The following is a 546-nucleotide window of genomic DNA, read 5'->3' as shown; positions in this document are numbered from 1 at the left end:
CGAAACCGCACGTAAACGTTGGTACTATCGGCCACGTTGACCACGGTAAAACCACTCTAACAGCAGCTATCTGTACTGTACTTGCAAAAGTATACGGCGGTGAAGCGAAAGACTTCGCGTCAATCGATAACGCTCCAGAAGAGCGTGAGCGCGGTATTACTATTTCTACTTCACACGTAGAATACCAAACTCCATCACGTCACTACGCACACGTAGACTGCCCAGGACACGCTGACTATGTTAAAAACATGATCACTGGTGCTGCGCAAATGGACGGTGGTATCCTAGTTGTAGCTGCGACAGATGGCCCAATGCCACAAACTCGTGAGCACATCCTACTAGGCCGTCAGGTTGGTATTCCTTACATCGTTGTATTCATGAACAAATGTGACATGGTAGACGATGAAGAGTTGCTAGAGCTTGTAGAGATGGAAGTTCGTGAACTTCTTTCTGAGTACGATTTCCCAGGCGACGACCTACCAGTAATTCAAGGTTCAGCACTAGGTGCATTGAACGGTGAAGAGCAGTGGGAAGCGAAGATTGTAG

General features: G+C 47.8%; 1 protein-coding gene. It reads left to right on the top strand.

What is annotated here, in order from left to right; translation table 11 throughout:
- Positions 1–546 (top strand): GTP-binding protein (locus FKQ60_RS17835; RefSeq protein ID WP_170906833.1); only part of this gene is annotated, 546 nt, incomplete at both ends.

It is taken from the genome of Vibrio sp. A11 (assembly GCF_013048705.1).
Classification (GTDB): domain Bacteria; phylum Pseudomonadota; class Gammaproteobacteria; order Enterobacterales; family Vibrionaceae; genus Vibrio; species Vibrio metschnikovii.
Note: the sequence above shows the minus strand (reverse complement) of the source record. Positions and strands in the feature narration are given on the sequence as shown.